The organism is Pseudarthrobacter sp. PH31-O2 (assembly GCF_030063265.1).
Lineage (GTDB): Bacteria > Actinomycetota > Actinomycetes > Actinomycetales > Micrococcaceae > Arthrobacter.
In genome coordinates, this window is the sequence record NZ_JASIST010000002.1 from 178,947 (window position 1) to 198,103 (window position 19,157).

Annotated in this window: 8 protein-coding genes; 2 read left to right on the forward strand and 6 right to left on the reverse strand. The window is 64.1% G+C overall.

Features of this window, described 5'->3' with window-relative positions:
• The coding region (locus QMG72_RS04780; RefSeq protein ID WP_283479830.1) for a malectin domain-containing carbohydrate-binding protein at positions 1-9,126 on the reverse strand (9,126 nt) is incomplete at its 3' end.
• A 352-nt stretch (positions 9,127-9,478) separates the two neighbouring features.
• Entirely contained in the window at positions 9,479-11,008 is a 1,530-nt protein-coding gene (locus QMG72_RS04785) for a tyrosine-protein kinase domain-containing protein (protein WP_282359199.1), read from the reverse strand.
• A 403-nt stretch (positions 11,009-11,411) separates the two neighbouring features.
• On the opposite strand from QMG72_RS04785, the gene QMG72_RS04790 reads away from it, so the two are divergent.
• Both QMG72_RS04790 and QMG72_RS04795 read left to right on the forward strand, forming a co-directional pair.
• Positions 11,412-12,671: an O-antigen ligase family protein gene (locus QMG72_RS04790; protein WP_283479831.1), complete on the forward strand. Its 1,260-nt coding sequence runs from the start codon at positions 11,412-11,414 to the stop codon at positions 12,669-12,671.
• Positions 12,672-12,957: 286 nt separating this feature from the next.
• Positions 12,958-13,470, forward strand: coding sequence for an LbetaH domain-containing protein (locus QMG72_RS04795; RefSeq protein WP_283479832.1), 513 nt, complete (start codon positions 12,958-12,960; stop codon positions 13,468-13,470).
• 483 nt (positions 13,471-13,953) lie between these two features.
• On the opposite strand, the gene QMG72_RS04800 is transcribed toward QMG72_RS04795, so the two are convergent.
• Genes QMG72_RS04800 through QMG72_RS04815 form a run of 4 tightly spaced genes read right to left on the reverse strand, consistent with a single transcriptional unit; the run spans position 13,954 to position 18,898 of the window.
• Positions 13,954-14,835 (reverse strand): glycosyltransferase family 2 protein, encoded by an 882-nt coding sequence (locus tag QMG72_RS04800; RefSeq protein WP_283479833.1) that lies wholly within the window; start codon positions 14,833-14,835, stop codon positions 13,954-13,956.
• Positions 14,786-16,771: a WecB/TagA/CpsF family glycosyltransferase gene (locus QMG72_RS04805; RefSeq protein ID WP_283479835.1), complete on the reverse strand. Its 1,986-nt coding sequence runs from the start codon at positions 16,769-16,771 to the stop codon at positions 14,786-14,788. The genes QMG72_RS04800 and QMG72_RS04805 overlap by 50 nt, the downstream gene beginning before the upstream one ends.
• A complete protein-coding gene (locus tag QMG72_RS04810) occupies positions 16,768-17,661 on the reverse strand; it encodes a glycosyltransferase family 2 protein (protein WP_283479836.1) in 894 nt (297 codons plus the stop codon). The genes QMG72_RS04805 and QMG72_RS04810 overlap by 4 nt, the downstream gene beginning before the upstream one ends.
• Positions 17,662-17,665: 4 nt before the next feature.
• Positions 17,666-18,898 carry a lipopolysaccharide biosynthesis protein gene (locus tag QMG72_RS04815; protein WP_283479838.1) on the reverse strand — a complete coding sequence of 411 codons (1,233 nt, stop codon included), beginning with the start codon at positions 18,896-18,898 and terminating at the stop codon, positions 17,666-17,668.
• Positions 18,899-19,157 lie beyond the last annotated feature (259 nt).

Sequence of the window (19,157 nt, forward strand, 5' to 3'; positions counted from 1 at the left end):
GTCGACGTGGTATCCGGCGAGGTCCGGTTCGGTCCCGGCGGTCCAGGCCAGGTTCACGGTGTTGGTCCCGGCGGTTGCGCTCAGCCCGGCGGGGGCCGCTGGCGCCGTGGTGTCCGGAGCACCGGCGGGGATGATTTCGATGGCGGAGATTTTTGGTTCGTCGGTGGTGGCGGTGAAGTCGAGGTTGAGGGTGCCGTCGGTGATGTTCAGTTGTTGGGTGATGGTGTGGGCTGTCATCGGGGCGACGGTGGCGTTGAGGTCGAGGTTGGTGATTTCGGGGGTGCCGCCTTCGAGGTTGACGTTGAAGACGCGTTGTCCGGGTCCGCCGGGTCCGCCGCCGGTGGCTCCGTGCCAGATTTCGGCGAAGTGGAGTTTGACGGTGTAGTTGCCGGGTTGGACGGGGATGGCGTAGCTGAAGCCGCCGGCGCCGCTGTGTTCGCTGAGGAAGAGCGGGTCATCGGTGGTTCCGGCGATGGCGGTCACTTGGGGGTTGGTGTAGGACTTTCCGCCGGTGAAGTAGGTGTCGGCGAGCCAGTTCACGCCTCCGGTGGTGAGGGCTGGTCCGCCGGCGTTGATGCGGATGGGTTGTTGGGTGGCGGGGGCTGTGGTGGTGGCCGTTGCGGTGGCCGAGGGGGCCGAGGCGTTGGCGGAGGTGTCGATGGCGATGATGCGGTAGAGCAGGGTTGTGTTGGCCGGGGGTGTGGTGTCGGTGTAGGTGGTCCCGGTGATGGGGGTGGTCCCGGTCAGGCGGTTCCAGGGGCCGGCTGCGGTGGTGGCGCGTTCGACGTGGTATCCGGCGAGGTCCGGTTCGGTCCCGGCGGTCCAGGCCAGGTTCACGGTGTTGGTCCCGGCGGTTGCGCTCAGCCCGGCGGGGGCCGCTGGCGCCGTGGTGTCCGGAGCACCGGCGGGAATGATGTTAGTGATGAGATAGACGTTGTCTTGGTAGTCGCAGTTGGCTGAACCCGCGGTGCAGTCGTTCGCCGAGTACATGTAGTCCTGGGCTACAACGTAGGATCCGGGGACCAGCTGGCCTGCCCTGTCCTTGACCGGCCAGGTCTTTACGGCAAGGTAATTGCTGTTATCGGTCGACTGGCCCGCGATTTTGAGGGGGAACGCGCCGGCCGGATTTGCATCGAACTCGAGCGGACCGGTCACCCCGAGGTTGAGCGGCAGGATGGTTTGGGCGTAGAGCCCGCTGGCGTCAGCGGCTGTGCCGTCAATGTCGATCCTCTCGCCGGAACTGCAGCAGCCATGGAAGGACGCCAATTGACGGACGGTCACGGCTTTGGTGCTGTCCGCGCGCTTCCAGAACGGGGAGCGGACTTCGTCTCCGTTCAGTGCAGAGCTAGGAATCTGGGCGCCCGGCGCGAGGGTCCCGTAGGCGGTGGTGATCCCAAAGGCCTGGCTGATCTGGGATAGCGTCAGTTCGTTCGTTCCTTCGGGTGCAGTCATAAAGATGCCGCGCAGCTGGACGGTCCTGACGGCGGACACGGTGTCGCTGGAGCTGATCTCCAGCTGGGCGGCACGGACTCCCTTGCTTCCGGCGGTTTCCGTGAACTGCGCCGTCAACGGCGCTGAGCCGCCCGGACCGATGACCAGGGGCAATACCGGGGGTGCTGCGAGGACGAATCCGCTGGCCCCGGTTCCGGTGATCGCCATTTTGGTGATGACCAGATCCTTGTCACCCGTGTTGCTCAGGGTTACCGAGGCGGAGTCCGTCACTTTATGCTGGACGACTCCGCTGTTGAGCCGGTGCATCACGAGCCAGTCGTCGTAGAAGCCGGGGACGGGCTGTCCGGCCCGGCGGGTTGCCTGCGTATTGCTGAGTGTCAGCGTCCCGCCGACATTTTGGACCACGAAGGACGCGCTGCGCGTTGAGGTCCGGCCGGCATCGTCAACGGCGGTAACCACCAGGGTGTGGGTACCGTTGCCGATGCTAAACGGGGCGCTGTAGCCGGCGGCTGGTGCGCCGTCGACTGCGTAGCTCAGTGTGGTGATCTGGGAACCGGCGGAAGCTTGTCCGCCCAGGGAAACGGTCGCCTGGCCCCCGGCGTAGTCACCGGCCAGGGTTTGCCCGTTGACCGTCACCGAGATCACCGGGTTCAGCAGGTTGGCGCCCTTGATGGTGACCCAGTTGATCTTGGTGTTGGTTCCGGCCGGGGAAAGGGTGAGCATACCGTCGGTGACGTTGACGGTGGTGGTGCCCGTTTTGAAGGGAGCCGTGCCGCTGGGGGTGAACGGTGCAACGAGTGCGGTGCCTTCGACATTCAAGGCATGCGTGGAGTCAAGATAGCCCGCGTCGCCGACGGAGGCACTGACTTCGTAACTGCCGTTGGGAACCGCGCGCTGCCACACGCCATCGGTGCCGCCCTTGCTGGCCGTCTGCATCTGAATCAGTGACTGCAGCAGCGGATCCGAGGGAAAGGTGATCCCTGCCGCCGCGGTCGTGCGGTTTCTTGCTTCCAGCGTGCGGTCCGTCGGGGTGCCGTTTACCAGCCAGCCGAAGCCGCGGGCGTCGTACATCCCACCGGTGTCGGCGGTCCACCCGCTGGGGGTGATGGCTCCCGGCAAAGTGAAGTTGTACGCGGCCGTGGGTACTGTGGGCGGCTGGGTGTCCAGGCCCGGACCCTTGATCGACACCCAGTTGATCTTGGAGTTGGTGCCGCTGGAGGACAAGGTCAACTTGCCGTCAGCGACGGTAATCTGCCGTGATCCGGTCTGGAAAGGCGATGTTCCGGTGGGAACGAAAGTGGCGATCAGCGGCTGCCCTTCGGCAGCAATCCCGTGGGTCGAGTCAAGGTAACCGGCGTCGCCGGCCGAGACTGAAACCGTGTAGGTGCCATTAGGGAGCTCGTACTCCCATACCCCGGTTGTCACGTTGCTTGCGGGTCCCATCGTGTTCAGCGACTGCAGCAGCGGATCCGACGGGTATGCGATTCCGGGTGTGGCCGCAGTCCGGTACCGGGTGGCGGCGCTCCGGTCAGTGGGCGTGGTGCCGACCAGCCAGCCGAACTTTCGCTGGGCCTGGAAGGCAGCTCCGGTATCAGCGGTCCAGCCGGCCGGCGTCGGAGCGCCGGCAGTCTGGAAATTCACCTTGACCTGGGCGCCGACCGTCGGATCGCCACCGGGATCGGTAGGGGCCGGAACGACATCGATGTAATCAATTTTGGTGTTGGTCCCGCCGAGGGCGTCAACGGTCAGAAAACCGTCGGTCACAGTCACCCGGGTCACAGCGGTGTTGTGCCGGGTGCCGCTGCCTGCGGCACCGGACGGGGCGAAGCGGTCGATGACCTTTTTGCCTTCCAGATTGATGGAATGCAACTCCGGCGCCGTCTGCGGTGCAGCATCTCCGACAGCCACCGTCACGTCGTAGTCGCCGTTGGGGACCGCCGCCTCCCAGAAGGCGTAAGTGGACAGGCCGTTGAAGGCTGCCAGGTCCGCCGACTGCATATGCATCAAGGTGTTCAGGCGCAGGTCCGGCTGGGTGGTGCTGCGAAGCCGGCCGTTCCCGGGACCCGCAGTCCCGGCCGTGGAAAGGTCGATCGGGGCACCTGTCGCCTGGCTCTTCCAGCCGTAGCTGAGGCCCGTGCCTTGGTCGGTGCGGGTCCTGGGGCCGAACGGCTCACCGAAGTCGCGGAGGTACCCGGTGGGCAGACCGGCCGCCAGATTGGAGAAGTTGACCTTGAAGGCTCCGCTACCGACCGGAGCGGCGGTGGCGGGACGCAAACCCGTGACCAGGAAAACGTAGTCCTGGAAGTCGCCGTTGCTGGCGTCCTCGAAAGCCACAATGTAGCTGTTGGCGATGGCCACTCCGGCGCGGTCTTTCGCCGGGTACACCCGGGCGCGGTGGGCCACGCCGCCGGTGTTGAGCCGGTCCTCCGTGTAGCCGGTCCGCAGGAATGCGTTGGAGTAGTAGTACAGCCCGAAGCTCTGGCTTCCCGGATCGAAAGTCTTCACCGTTCCGGGCGAGGACGGCGGCAGCAGTGACTGATATCCGGCGGTATCGATCGAGCCGAGCTTGTGCAGCTCCGCGGGCCGTCCGTCCCCGGTGTACCACCCGAACGGGAGGTCTTCCTTGGGGGCGTACTGGGCCAGTGGCGTCATTGAGACGGCTCCGGTGCCGGACTTGACGAACAGCGGCTCCAGCAGTTCGTCACCCTTGGCAATGGCCTGGGTGCCGCCTTCGAGGTTGCTCCAGCCTACGTTGATTTTGTACCCGAGGGTCCCGACGACGTCCTGAAGGGTTGGTTCGTTCAGCCCCTCAATGCCGTTCATCGTCAGGCCATAGAGTCCGACGTCGAGTGCGTTGCCACCGGCTGTGATGCGAAGGACCGCTGAGCGCTGCCCGACGGTGGTACCGGGTTTGAAGGTTGCCTGGATGGTGACGGTGGCGCCTGGAGCCAGCGTGGTCCCGTTCCCGCCTGTGGTGGTGAACTCGCCCGGGTTGGCCCCGGCGATGCTGGTGCCCAAGGCCGCGGGAGCGGACCCGGTGTTGGTGATGGTGACGGACTTTGTTGCTCCCGTGGTGCTCTTGACCGCCGAGAAGACCATCTCGGGCGCCGAAGAGGTGAGCGGCGCGGCTTGCTGGCCGGCCGGTACCCGAAGCAGGAACATGGCCTGGTTGCTGCCGCTGCGATCGTACTGGTTGACGTACAGGTTGCCGGTTTTGGGGTCTTCCACGACTTCCAGGGGGTCGTTGAAGCCGTCGACGTTGCCGATTGCGGAGTCGGGAACCCCGGTGATTCCCAGTGAGGTCTGCTCACCGAGGACCTTGCCGGTGGCGGGGTCCACCTGCATAAACAAGAGGTCATTGTTGTTGGAGAACCGGGTCACAATAAGCCGGCCTTTGAGCTGGCCGCCGAATGAGCTGCTCTTGTACTCGATGGACCCGTTGGGCGACTTGTTGAAGCCGAGGTCATAGGCGAAACCCCGGTAGTTTGGGTCGGCTTTGGTGCCGGTGGGGTATTTAGTGCCGCCCTGCCCGGGGGACACCGGCGGATTCGCCGGGTCGTTGCCTTCGTTCAGGACCCACTCACAGCGTTCCGGGTTGGGATGGCCATAGTAGCCTCCTTGCACGACGTCGAAGAGGAAGTCGCGCTGGGTGGGCTGGTTGCCGATCGCGGGAACCGAGCCGCCGGTGTATCCCCGGCGCAGGCACTGGGAGGTTACGTCCAGACCGTTGACGGAGCTGAATCCGGGAATCCCGGCCGCCGCCACCCTGGTGTAAGTGCCGTTGGAGTTCTTGATGACACCGGGGGAGTTTGCGCCGCCGGCGGTTCCGTTCGTGGGCACGTACAGGTGGCCATTTGAGTGCCACACCAGGTCGTAGGCATTGCGTATGCCGGTGGCATAGATCTTCAGTGGCGCACCTGCCGCGTAGGGGTTGTAGGTTCCCCCTCCGGAGGTCTGAACGCTGATCGGCGTCGCGGTGGAGATGGCCTGCTGCACGGCCGGGTCCGCCGGGTCGAAGACCAGAGTGGCCGCTGTGAGCAGTTTCTCGCCTCGCTGGCCCCAGGAGTTATCCAGGTCGCCGGCGCCTTGGTTGGATCCCTGCATAAAGTACAGCCGACCGTCCGGGCCATACGCCATCGAGTTGGTGAGGTGGTCAGCCTGGGAGCGGGGGAGGCCCGTGAAGACCTTGGACTCGGTCTGCAGCGAGGCCCCGGAGAGCATGCTGACGCCCGAAATCCATTCACCTTGTTCGTTGAAGGTGTTGGCACTTGTTGACGTAATCCACAGCTTCGGGCTGGCTGCCGTTCCGGTTTTGTCGAAGACCAAGCCGATGATGGCGCGGCCGGCATAGCCCAGGCTTTCCATGTTGGCGAGGGATCCGTCGGCTGCAACCGTGAACCGGAAGAGGCCTTGTCCGATGGTGGACGCATACATTTTGCCGTCCGGGCCGAACGCCATCGATGACCAGTATTTCCCTGCCGCCACCGGCTGTTCGACCTTGTCAAAGGACACCCCGGTCAGGGGTGAGTAGTTCGCGCCGGTACTCGTTCCACCGGAACCGGTGGTGAAGACAGAAGTGAAAGGGACGAATGCGGCACCGTAGTTGTCCTTGACGTTGCCGGTCACGACGAAGCGGTAGCTTGTGTTGGCCTTTAATGGGCTGCTTGCCTGGGTGGAAATCACATCGTTGCCACCGGAGGTTCCGGTCGATGACGGCACCTCGACACCGGTGGATGTTTCGTAGAGGTGCACGTTGCCGGGCAGTGTTGTGGCATCCACACCCACGCCGGCGTAGGGGACGCGGATGGTTGCCGATACGCCGTCGGTGGGATCCTGCCCGGTTGAGCGGTTGTCCGGGCGCATCGTGTCAACATGGGGCGCCCGCTCGATGCCGACAATATCGATGTAGGCGATCTTCGTGTTGGTTCCGCCCGCGGCGGTCACGGTGAGGGCGCCGTCCCAAACACCGACGACGACGGTCGTGGTCTGGTACTCCTGACCGGCTGTGCCTTGGAACTTCTCAATGCCGACGCCCGCCTCGACGTTGAGGGCATGAACGGAGTTGTACCCTGCCGCGAACGCCATGTCCCCGGCCGCGATCGTCACCCGGTAAAGTCCGTCCGGTACCGAGGCTTCCCAGACGCCTTCGGTTTTGACACCGTTAGTGCCTGGGTCGTCGCCGTACTGCATGTGCAGGATGGAATCGAGCCGGTCGTCGATGCCTACCCGGCCCCTGTCACGGCCATTGCCGACCAGGCTCAAGGGATTTCCGTCCGGGGTTTTCCAGCCGTAGGTCAAGCCCGTGCCCTGGTTGGGTCCGGTGCGCGGACCGAAGGATTCGCCCCAGTCAGCGGCGTAGCCGGGAGCCGGAAGGCCTGATGTGGTGGTGAAATCGACCTTGATATTGGTCGTGTTGGGTACCACCGGAACGGCGTGGGCCTCATTGGAGGGTCCCGATTCGTTCGCCGAGAGGTCCACGGCAGTGACCACGTAGAAATACGTGGTCCCGTTGGTGGCGGTGGTGTCCGTGTAGCCGGTGGCCGTGACGAGCGCCGAGCCGGACAGGAGGGAGCCGGTATCGCCAACGACCGGCTGCAGCGAACGGTAGACACGGTAACCGGCAAGGTCCGCTGCGGCGGAAGCGGTCCAGCTCAGCGTTACTTTTGTGTCGCCGGAAACCGCTGAAAGCGCCGCCGGCGCCGGTGGCGGAGTAGCGTCCAGGGCCTGGATCGTGGCACGGGCCGACGAGGTCCGCTGTCCGGCTGCTTCGTTCGAGCCCGCGGAGACATTCCCGGCGCCGTCAACGGCGGTCACCGCGTAATAGTAGGTCGTCCCCGAAACGGCGGAGACGTCGCTGAATGAGGTGCCTGCAAGGGTTTCCGTCCCGGTCAGCGGCAGTCCCTTCAAGTCGACGCCGCTGCTGGTGGCCCGGAAGACCCGGTAGCCCGTGACGTCGCGGGAGCGGCTGGCTGTCCAGGCCAGATCGACGCCAGCGGACCCACCGGTGGCGACGAGCTCCGTTGGCGCAATGGGAGCCTCGCTGTCCACCCCGTCCTTGGAGTAGCCCACAGAGATCAGAGCGTCACCGTAGGCCTGGAAGTACTCCACGGTCACCAGGTGCGGACCGTCGGCCAGGACAACATCAGTGGTTTTGACTGCAGAGGCGGACTGCTGAACCCACTGGTCAACGATCGTCCGGCCGTCAACTATCAGTCGAAGTCCGTCGTCGGCCCGGGTGGTGAAGCTGTAGGTCCCGGCACCGGAGGTGATCGTCTTGGCCCAGCGGGCCGAGTATTGCTCGGGACCAACGCCGGCAGGTCCGGAGCCGGCGGTGAAATTGAAGCCAATGTCGGCATCACAATCCGCGCGAACCGGGGACCCGGACAACGAGGTACCGATGAAATACTGCACCTGCCATTCGCCTGCGAGGCACGAGCTGTTGTTCACGGCGGTGGCGGCGGCCGGTTCTGGCACAGGGGTGGAGCTGATCGTCGGCGTCGGCGTCGGCACCGGCGAGGCGGTGGTGGTCGGCGTTGCGGTCGGCGTCGGCGTGGCGGTGGTGGTCGGCGTGGCGGTCGGCGTCGGCGTGGCGGTGGTGGTCGGCGTCGGCGTGGCGGTGGTGGTCGGCGTGGCGGTCGGCGTCGGCGTGGCGGTGGTGGTCGGCGTTGTGGTCGGCGTCGGCGTCGGCGTGGCGGTGGTGGTCGGCGTTGCGGTCGCTGCGGGCAGTTCAGCCGAGGCGAAGTCCTGGAACACTGCCGTCATGGGGGTGGACGCGGGCAACGCGCCCCGGCTGGCCAGGATCCCGGCGAAAGTTGCGACGTCCGTCAGGGGGGACGGCTTGAGGGCGGAACCGTCGATGAAATTCGCTGGCAGGTCCAGCCGTCCCACCGGAACGGGTGCGTCAGCGCCGATCTGATAGGCGGCGATCAGGGAGTTCTCGGCAGGGTTGACGTCCAGGGTCAGCTGAACCGGACGGTTCCCGATCAGGCTCTGGCTGGTGCCGACTGATACCAGATCCGCGGAGGTCGGCGCAGCCGTGGTGGCGGGCTCGGACACGCCGTTCCGTTCGCGCTTGAGCTCGATTCGGCGCTCGCCGGCTGTTCCTCCGCCGCCCAACATCAGGGTCGCGAGGTTATCGTCGTTCGGACCGAACCATAGGCCGAGCTGGGCGCCGCCGGCAAGATCCGCGGGACTGATCACAGTGGTGGATAGCCGAAGTGTCCTCGTGGTCAGTTTGAGTCCTACGCCCAGCGCGTTGTCCTGGTCGTTCGCGGCTCCTGACACCGTTCCCGGTGTGGCGACGACGTTCAGGGCGCCGTTCGCGGTGGCGAGGTTTTCCCGGGCGAAGTAGGGTGTGCTGCCCGTGGCAGCCGAGGGAAGCACGGACGTAAAACCGGTCCCGGCGCCGTCGGGGGTCTGCAGGCCGCCTGATATCCCCGCGAAGTCCAGGGATACGGTGTTACCGGCCGCAACGACCCCGTTTGGGGGCAGCGGAGAATAAGGCGAGCTGTCCCACTGTGCGGGATCGGCGGGGTACACAGCCGTCGGGGCTGCACTCGCGGTAGTCGCTGAAAGCGTCGCCGCGAGGACTGCGGTGGTGGCGATAACTGCGGTTCCTTGGTGGAGCCACCCACGGGTCCGCGGGTCCACGGCATTGACGGCTTTTCTAGACACAGGCTGTCCTTCCCCACAAAACATTTGTTGGCCGGCCGGCGCGAGGCGCGGCGGGCCATCCTAGTAATCGAGACCTCTGCAGAGCGGCTGTAGGAAGGCTGGCAGTGTGTTTTCCGGCGTCATTGACGTCACTGCAGCCGATTCGTGGCCCACTTCACTTCAACAATCTCTCAGGCCTGCGGACGGCTGAACATACCCGCTGGAAAAGACACGTAAGGAGCTTTTTGAAGCAAGTAGCATCACGAAGCTACCTAGGTAATACACGGTCCCCTGCAGCAAAAGGGCGCACGAAAAAGGGGCCAACCGGCTAGTGCCGGTGAGCCCCTTTCAGTGGGTCGGACAGGGCGCCGTCTCAGGATGTACGGCCCGCCCTGGCTCCGCGCCGCTGGCCATCAACCAGGACTGGAATCGTGTCCTGCGGCGGCGTGCCGGGTGCGGGCACGTTTACCGGCCTTGGCGCACGGGCCGCCGCGGCGGCCTCCTTGCTGCGCCGGCGTTCCTTTCGAGCGGCGGCCCTGAGCGTGCGGGGTGTTGGCCCATAGGTTCCGTAGCCGTAACGGTGGGCATCCGGCCCCTTCGACGGCATCCGGTTCAGCACTACCCCCAGCACGCCCGCATTGACCATCTGCAGGGAAGAAATTGCCTTTTTCACGTCGGCTATACGCGCTTTCCGGGCACCGACCACAAGGAGCACCCCACCCACTTCCTGCGACAGAACTGCGGCGTCGGTCACCGGGAGCAGGGGGGGAGCGTCGATTATCACAACGTCGAACCGTGCCTCCAGTTCCTGGAGGATCTCCTTCATGGCGTCCGAGCCGAGCAACTCGCTCGGGTTCGGCGGGATCTGGCCGGATGTGAGCACATGCAGCCCGTGTTCACCGTAGGGCTGCAGGAGATCATCGAGCCGGGCTTTGCCGATCAATGCGGTTGTCAGGCCAGCTGCGTGCTCCATGCCGAGATAGCCGGCCAGCCGTGGACGGCGGAGGTCGGCATCGACGACTACCACGGACTGGCCGCTCTGAGCCATGGTCATGCCCAAGTTGAGGCTGGTGCTGGTTTTGCCTTCCCCGGGCACCGATGAGGTCACAAGCACCGTCTTGGACTTATTGCTGACGTGGGTAAATTGCAGGTTGGTCCGCAATTGCCGGAATGACTCGGCCCGCGGTGAACTTCCCGCTGTTGCGGCGATGAGGGGCTTTTTGCTGGCCGTATTGTCGAAAGGAACTCCGCCAAGGACCGGCAGGTCGCTGATGCGGCGGACGTCGGCTTCGCCGCGGATCTTCGTGTCCAGTATCGTTCGGAGGACGGCGAGTCCGATCCCGAGGGCCAACCCGACAATAAAGCCGATGGCGAGATTCAGGCGGGTGTTCGGTGAAGCCGGCTCGGACGGAATATCGGCCGGTGTGACCACCGTAAGCTTCAACGGCGATTTTCCGTTGTCAGCAGCCGTCTCAAGGGTATCAACGGCTTCAATCAGGCTTTGTCCTACCCCACGGGCAATTGCCGTGGCGCGTTCCGGGGATTCATCGCTGGCCGTGATGGTCAGGACAACAGTGTTCAGCTCTGCCGTGATGGCCACCTTGGAACCGAGCTCGGCGGCGCTCATGGGAAGGGCCAGGCCGTCGACCACCGGCTGCAGGACAAGCGGCGTCGCGGCGGTGATGGCGTACGACTGCACGCGCTGTTGGCTGAAGTTATTTCCCTGCTGCAGTTCTGAAACGGACCCGGAATTCTGAATCGCCACGAACAGCTTGGTGGTGGACTTGTACACCGGTGCCATCGCCGCGGAGGCGGCACCTGCAGACAGCAAGCCTAAGGAAATGCACACCAGGATGAGTATCCAGTTGCGGCGCAAATGCCGACCGTAATCGCCTAATTCCAATTTTCCCCCTCGAGTGGATGATTTTTCGAGACCAGTTGTGTCTCCGCGAAGACCTTCGGCCGCCGCCATGAGGGGCGGTCGCGAGTGCGGCACCTGCATGTTCAGAACCTATCCGCAGGCCCAGCGAGGTGGCAATGGAATCCGGATAAAGCAGGGAGTTGGGCCAACAAACAGGTAGTGGTTTTGTGCGCTAACAAGTAGAAACCGGCCGAACTACTCATGGCTGTGCCGGCGGTCCGGCGCTAGGGTCTTAACAAGTTCCGTTTCTGCTGCGAATGAGTCGGCCCGGGGGGTAGCGACACCAAATGATTTCTATGCTCTCGCGGTCGTCGTGCTGACCCGCAGATTCACTGACGTAAGGGGTGCGGCGGCTGTTGCCGCCGCTTTCGTCGCGGTTGTCATTTTGTCGTGGGCCGCTGTCTGGGACGTGACCGTGCTGGTGATCCCTGCCGGCCTCGCGGCCCTGGTGCTCACCCTGCGCTATCCGCAGCCGGTGGCGCTGCTCCTGCTGCTCGTTGGGCCGCTGCTGACATCCACCTTCAAGCTGGGAGCGGTGAGCCTGGACAACGTGATGGTGATTGCCGGGCTCGGCCTGGTCGCCATCCTTGCCCTCATCCGGCGCCAGCTGCCCTTTAACCGCTGGTCAGTGCTTCCCCTGGTTCTCGCCGCGGCCATCTTTGTGACCGGGAATCTTAATGGGTCACCGAACTGGGAGGCCTGCCTGCGGTTCATTTCGCTGGCTGCGGTGCCTTGGGTTGCGAGCGATTCTCCGCGCAGTTCAGCGGCCAACCTGCGAATCTTCCTGGGAATTATGACCGTCGGTGCCCTCACGGTGTTTTCCCAGCCACTGATTGGGTACCCTCATCCGTTCAAGGACACCGAAAACACCGGCCTTCGGTACGGCGGACTTTTCGGCCATCCCAACTTTGCGGCCTACGCGCTCTCCCTGTCCATCCTCTATGTGCTGTCCCAGAAGCTCAACACCTGGCGGGTCGGATATCTCCTGATGGCCGGCGGAGCCGTGCTCACGACGGGGAGCATCACGGCGACCATGATGCTCTTCGGAGCCGCCGGCATTCTCCTGGCCCGAAACATCAAGCGGCTGATGGCCGGGCTGCTGGTCCTGGGCGTCTTTGTGGCCACCGTTGGCCAGACGCTGCTGAGCAGGCTGGATTTTGTCAGCCAGACGACGGCCGGGCCGGCTGCTGGCGGCAATTCCGGGACGTGGCGCGTCGGCCAGTGGCAACGCGTATTTCGGCTGCTCGAAGGCAACGAGGCCACCGGTATCGGTTGGGGAGAAATACAGCTGAAAAATGGAAACAATCTAGGCGCACACAATGCCTACGTCCAGCTGGCAGTTGAGCTGGGCTGGGCGGCGTTCGTCGCGGTGCTGCTGATCGTGGCGGCGTGTCTGGTGGCTTCGCTCCGGAACCGTATCCAGCTGGTGGCCTGGATTTACGTGCTAGCGACCTCTATGAGCGATCCGGTGCTGTTCTACCCGTCATCCATGACGATCCTGCTCTTTCTGATGGCCGCGACCGCCAATCTGAAGCCTTCCACCGACACAACGCCGGACAAAACACGGGAGGAATTTCCGTCGACCGGTTCATCCGAGAAGGCCGCGACCACCCAATCGGAGCGCGGTGTCCGGTCTGCTGGTTAAGCGTGGAAGAGCGGGCCTCCGAGATTCAACACTGCGGAAGCGGGCTATTTGGGGTTGCTCGCTGAGGGTAAACGGACATTCCTTACCGATACTGGGGTTCTGCGGCGAGTCTGACGCCTTTATGGATTCAACTGACTGCCGTAGACTTACTTCGCTTTCTTCCATATAGTGGCTTTGGAATCCGCCTTTCTAGTGTCGCCTCCCGCATCATTGGGGCTGCCGCCTACATCGTCGAGGTGATCCAGGTCCTAAGAAATTGGCGACTCACCCAAGTGGAGGAAACGCAGTGTCGGAAAGTGTTCAAATTTTGGAGGATGTCAGAGCTAATAGGGGTCGTCCGCACCTTCAGTTTGCTTTGCTTCTGTTTCGATTGGCTCAGGCGTCCAGGGCCCGCTCCGGGCTCCTAGCCCAAACATCTAACGTTGTATTTACCGCCGCTTACCGGGCGTATGCGTTGTCTGTACTCTCGCTGGACATTCCGGTATCGACCAAAGTCTCGCCGGGGCTAGTCATTCATCACGGGATGGGATTGGTGGTTCACAATGATGCAGTCATCGGGCGCGGCGTCACTCTGCGGCAAAACACCACCATCGGTGCGAAGCCCGGATTGGGTGCGCCGAAGTTGTTGGATGGGGTCGATGTGGGGGCAAATTCAGTCATTATCGGAAATATCACCATTGGGGAGAATTCTGTTGTTGGCGCAGGTGCCGTCGTGACCGTGAGTATTCCCGAGAATAGCATTGTGGTTGGCAACCCGGCTAGGATCCTACGTGTCCGCGAACTTGACGAGAGCCAGTAGGTGGAGAGTTGGTGTGAATACTTTTGAACAACCAGAATTTGCTATCCGCTGAATTGGCTTGGGTCACCCTTTGCGGAAGGCCTCCAGCGCGTTGGTGGCGACTTGGATGACGCGGAACGGATCGAAACGGATGGCCGCGTTTGGGGCGTTGGCCCTCATTGGTTGAGGAAAGCCGGCCCCAAATCCCTGCTGACTGCCTCTGGCGCCGCCGTGTTCGCCGCTCCGATCTTTTAGAAGAATTCGTCCAGTGTGGCCGCGATATTCCCTGAGGCGCCCCACAATATTTGGAGGTGTAGTGGACCGCGTCGAGGGTCATGCAATGGTGATGCCTGCGCAAGGAAATCTCTTCTACCCCGATCTTGACTAGGCCTTCGTGCCGGGTCATATCGAGTTGTTCGGCAACGACCGTTCGCAGATCGCTTCGTCGGTTCCGCCACGCGATCCGGGCGAAGGCACCCTCAGAAACGCACCAGGAAACTCCCACTAGGCGTACATCCTTTTATCACCGGCAAGCTTTCGCCGGAGCACCGTGAGGAACTGCGCAGGGCTGGAGTTTGCCCACATCAGGACGAAATGGTAGGCGGCGAGATGCTGGCGCTGGCCTACGTACCGCTGGGCGAGATGCACTTCCCGTTTAAGGGCTCGGAGCTGGCCTGCGTTTAATTGGGTGCTGTGCTTCGAGATGTATTTCTGGATGCCCGCGGCCCGCCTCGCGCTGCGGGAGGACAAATGCTCGTCGCCGTCGGCTGTCTGAATGAACAGTTCCTCATCCACAACCGCGTAGTGCCTCCCGGATTGAAGGTACCGGACGAAAAAATCCAAGTCGTTGAAGACCGGGAGGGTATCGTCGAATCCGCCGATGTCCTCGAAGGCCGTCCGGCGGATCACAAAGTTGCTGCCCGTCACTCCCGGGTTCCATGCCAGGCAATCCCGGGCGGTAACCGGGCGTGAGCCCAGCCATGGGCGCCGCGTGCGCTCCGCCCCGATTTCTACGGCGCCGGCGACGGTGACCAGATCAACGTCCCCGAGTTCGAGCCTGGCCACGCACTGCTCCAGGAACCCGGCCTCCCAGCGGTCATCGTCGTCGAGAAAAGCCAGGTACTCCGATGAAGCGAGAACTGCCCCGGCGTTGCGTGAGGAGGAGGCGCCGGGCCGTTGTGTGCCGGAGTTATCCACATAGGTGATGTCCGGGTGGCCGGTTCGCTCCCGCGTCAGCTGGCGGGTGTCCGGGGAAGCCACGTCGTCGACGACGACAACAACGGCAGGCGTGTGGCGCTGTTCGACGATTGACGCAAGGGCCCGGGCCAGCGCGGCATCACGCCGATGCGTCGGAACGATGCAGGTCACTGAGCCTGTCGACATCATTTGTCCTTTCAAAACCGCCGCTGTCGAGGCGGGGCTGCAGTTGCGAGTAGACGAGTTCCAGCCGCGCGGCAATCGATTCGTTGGAAGTATGGGCAGCACTCCAGATGGCTGCGGCCCGGCTGCGGGCCGACTGCTGCGCCGGGGCGGTGGCCAAAAGGTCTTCGATGGCGTCCTGGAGGGATGAGGCCTGGGGTTCGCAGTAGTACACCGCCGAGGAGGCCCGCACAGAATCAAGTTCGCCGGCGTGGGAGGCTACTACCGGGACACCCAGCCGCAGGGATTCGAGCACGCTCATCGGCAGGACCTCGCGCCGGCTCGGCAGGAGCAGCGCCTCTGCGCCTCGGAGCAAGGACTGAACCTCTGCCCTGGAAACGGTGCCGTGATAGCTTGTCTGCGGAAGCGGCTGCGTGATGTCAACATCGGCGGCCGGACCGCAGACGTGCAGCCAGAGATCCGGGTGATTCCTGGCGATGCCGGGCCAGATTTCCGCAATCAGGTCAAAGCCCTTTCGGGTGCCGACCTCGCCGGCGAAAACGAAATGCCGGGTGGCAGGACCAAAGGGCCCCGCCGCATCCAGGGAAGCAGCCGGGGCCGGCCCGCTCGGGTTAAAAACGACCTCGGTGGGGACGTCCGGGACGATGCCCGCCACAAGTTCCTTCTGCTTCGGTCCCAGGCAGATCAGCTGCGAGGCACGCGAGAGAACGGCCTTTGTCAGCCGTGGATATTTTTTGACCGAATCGCCGAAATCGGCGCCATGAAGGGAAACACACGTGGGTATCCCAAGCATCCGGGCCAGAACGATGACGGCACCTTCCCGGACGAGGCTGCCGGACTCGCTGACATGAACATGGAGGAACTGCTGGGAGTGCTTGCCCCGCATCATCGAAAGACCCAGCTTTGCCGTCCTCAGGACGGACCCTGCCTTGGAGCCGGGCGCCCACGTGGCGTAGCTGGTCATGGTGAAGTCGCTCATGCCGAAGGTCAGGTACTCGGCGATGACAGACGCCATACCGCCTTGGGTCGTGACGTCCGGCCCGACGTGGAGGACTACCCGCTTAGGCCGTTCCGCGGTAGTGGGTGCCGGATCCTGGCGGGGCGCGTTCCAGTAGCCCAGAGCGGCGATGGCCAGGACCGCCCGGCGGACGGGTGCCTTGGGCCGGGCACGCAGCGCAAGCCCGTAGGCTGCAGAACGGAGCACGTAGGGCAGGATTCGGGTGTTATCGAGCAGATAGCGGCGCCACAGCCGCCGAGGTTCCTGGACAAGGCGGAAGAGCCATTCCAGCCCCAGGGTTTGGATCGCCGCCGGTGCCCGGCGGACTGTTCCGGCCGCGAAGTCCACGGCTGCCCCGACGCCGAGAAAGCAGCCCTGCAGCTCAGCAAACCGCGCAAGCTGGTGATACAGCTGCTCCTGCTTGGGCGAGCCGAGGCACAACGCAACAATCTTGTCCGGTTCGGCGGCAAGCCGATCCGCCAGGCCGCGCACGTAGTCGTCGTCGGCGAGCTGCGCGGGGGAGGGGGAGTCGAGGAGGAAGAAGCGCAGGCCCGGGCGTGAAAGCGACAGCTGCGCGGCCGCGGCTTCGGCAACACCGTCTTTGCCCCCGATAATGGCGACCGGAACCCCTTGGGTTGCTGCGCGGTCCATGGCTGACATAAAGAGGTCGGATCCGGTCAACCGGGTGGCACCGGAGTGACCCTCGAACCTCGCCATCAGCGGCAAGGGGAACCCGTCGGGGAGGACAAGCGCCGCCCCGTCATAGAGTGACCGGAAAGCCGCGGAGCGCTGCCAGCGCAGGAAGTGGTCCGAATTGGGTGTGACCACAAGCGCCGCCCGGGGGCCGCGGGCGAGATCCACAACGGAATCAGCCGCCTCCTCAAGCGTGACATCGTCGATGCGCAGGCCGTGCAGTACGTAGACCTTCGCTTTGTCTTGCATCATGACGGTCCCCTTTTTGCTGTTAGCTTGCCGAGTTGGTGAGCCAGATGACGGCGCTCCGTGCCGGAGAGGTGCCCGCAGCGCGCGTCCAGGAAGGACGAGAGTTCCGCGACAAGACGCGCTTCGCCGGTAAAGTGCGCTCCCTGCACCACAGCATCGAAGAAGTCCGGACCATCCCAGCCAACGGACGCTGCAAGGGCCCGGTGGGAGGACCGGAGGGCCGGATCATCGAGCACCCGGCGCTTCCAGTCGGCCTCTTTTGTTGTCTGGGACTGGTGATGGCGGTAGGCGGTGAACGGCACTGCGGTGCGGCGTAGCCGGTAGCCGGACGCCGCGAGACGCATCCAGAGTTCGTAGTCCTCGGCAGGTCCGGCGATGTACCCGGACATGCGGCGCAGTGTCTCGGTGGAGCCGTACATCGCCGAGTGGAACAAGGGATTCCCCAGCAGGAGGAAGTACGGCATAGCCTCGGCAGTGATGCCGATCGGGATCGCGGGCTTCCAGTTGCCGATTCGCGGGCCGAAGTTCACGACGGAGGTGAACGTCACTTCGTGGTCGCTGCCGAGATGGGTACGCTGTGCCGCGAACCTGAAGGGCATGGCGAGGTCGTCGGCGTCCATTCGGCCGATGTAGGGGGTTCCGGCGCGCCAGAGCAGCGCATTAAGCGTAGCGGCCACCCCAAGGGACTTTTCGTTCCGGAAGACCGTGAGGCGAGAGTCCCTGAAACGGCCGAGGATTTCCGGCGTTCCGTCGGTGCTGCCGTCGTCGGTGACCAGCAACTGACCCTCCCGTGGCAGTGCTGCCAAGGTGGACCTGACGGCGGACTGGATGGTTTTGCTGCCGTTGCGCACCGGCATAAGGACGGACACTGCGGGGCGGCCGTTTCGTTTCACGTCATCACACCGTTCCGGAGGGGGCCAGGCGCGACTGCGACGGGACCGTGATTGGGGTGGCTTTTGCGCTTTGCAGCCGGCCGAAGAGGACCAGGGACTTCGCCGAATAGACTATGGCGACCCCTGCGGCGGCACCGGCGGGGCCCCACAGCAGTGCACCGAGCAGGACACCGCCCAGGTTCAGGACGGCGAAGATGATGCCGTTGGTCGCGACGAATGCCTCAAGGCCCTGGCTTTGCAGCAGTCCTCCCAACGGTGGTGCCAGGGAAAGGAACGGCAGTGCCGCGACGGCAAAAGCAAAGGCCGGGGCGGCTGCGGCAAACTCGGACCCGAATAGCAGTTCAACGATTGCCGGGGACCAGATGATGACGGGAATCAACGGCAAGCTGGCGAGGAGGGCCGCCAAGGACAACTTCTGGCCCAGTTTCTTGGCTTCAGGGAGTCCTTGCCGTGACGCGTGGGGCAGCACAACGGCGACGATGGAGCCGGAGACCAGCATCAGCGGGTTGATCAGCCGGAAGGCCGCGGAATAGAGCCCGGCAGAGGCTACGGAGCTGGCCGCCCCAACGATGGCGGAGTCCAGTGTTCGGGCCTGGGAACTCAGATTGGCCAGGAAGTACGGGATCAGGAACTTGTACATCTCCCGGGCGCTCGCGGCGCGGGCCCGGCCGGCCAGCCGCTGGTGCAGAACACGCAGCACGTGCGCGATTCCCACCGCCGAGGCTGTAGTCAGTCCGAGGGAATAGGCGGCAATAGTCTCAAGGCCCAGGGCGTAGAGCGAGACGAACAGGCCAAAAGAGGTTACTCGGCGCAGCACCAGCGAGATGACCAAAGGCGCTTTCGCTTTGTCGGCAATCGGAACTGTCAGCCCGACCTCAACGAATTGCTCCAGCGCAAGTGCCACCGGGACCAGGATGAACCATGGATTGAGGCCGGTCGTGGCGGCCACAGCGGTGAGGACCAGTGCCGCGACGCTTCCGGCGGCTGCGTTTCCGATCAGGTCCATCTTTAGTCCGGTGGCCACCTCGGCGTCGCGGCCCTTGGCGCGTGCCCGGGGAATGTAGGAGGACAGCCCCCAGTCGGCGACGGTAAAAAGGACAGCACCGACGCCGGCAATCACCGCCACAATCCCGAAGTCCCGGACGCCGGCCCAACGCGCGAGCAGGATAAACGTCACGGCCTGCATGCCGGTGGCAAAGACCCGTGCCGACACCAGTACCAGGAACTGGGTCTTCATGCATCCTCCCTCAGCCAACGGTGCAGGTTTCCTCCATTAGCTAACAGCGCCGGGTTCCCTCCGAACAGCGAGGCAGGGACTGGTCTTTGGCGGCGGCAGCACGTGGCCGGGGCCGATCCCTACTCAGCATTTTCGGGCTTTCTACCTGCACTGCCACAAACGCCTACTTGGGGCCGCCGGGGCACCTACTGGACTTCCGGATCGGCCGCCATTTGCCATTGAAGGCCCCAATCCCGGATGGATAAACTGCGGCCAAGAC

Bases quoted from the DNA above. Each gene is read 5' to 3' on its own strand.
- QMG72_RS04800 (WP_283479833.1), bottom strand. From the start codon at position 14,835: ATGATGTCGACAGGCTCAGTGACCTGCATCGTTCCGACGCATCGGCGT.
- QMG72_RS04805 (WP_283479835.1), bottom strand. From the start codon at position 16,771: ATGATGCAAGACAAAGCGAAGGTCTACGTACTGCACGGCCTGCGCATC.
- QMG72_RS04815 (WP_283479838.1), bottom strand. From the start codon at position 18,898: ATGAAGACCCAGTTCCTGGTACTGGTGTCGGCACGGGTCTTTGCCACC.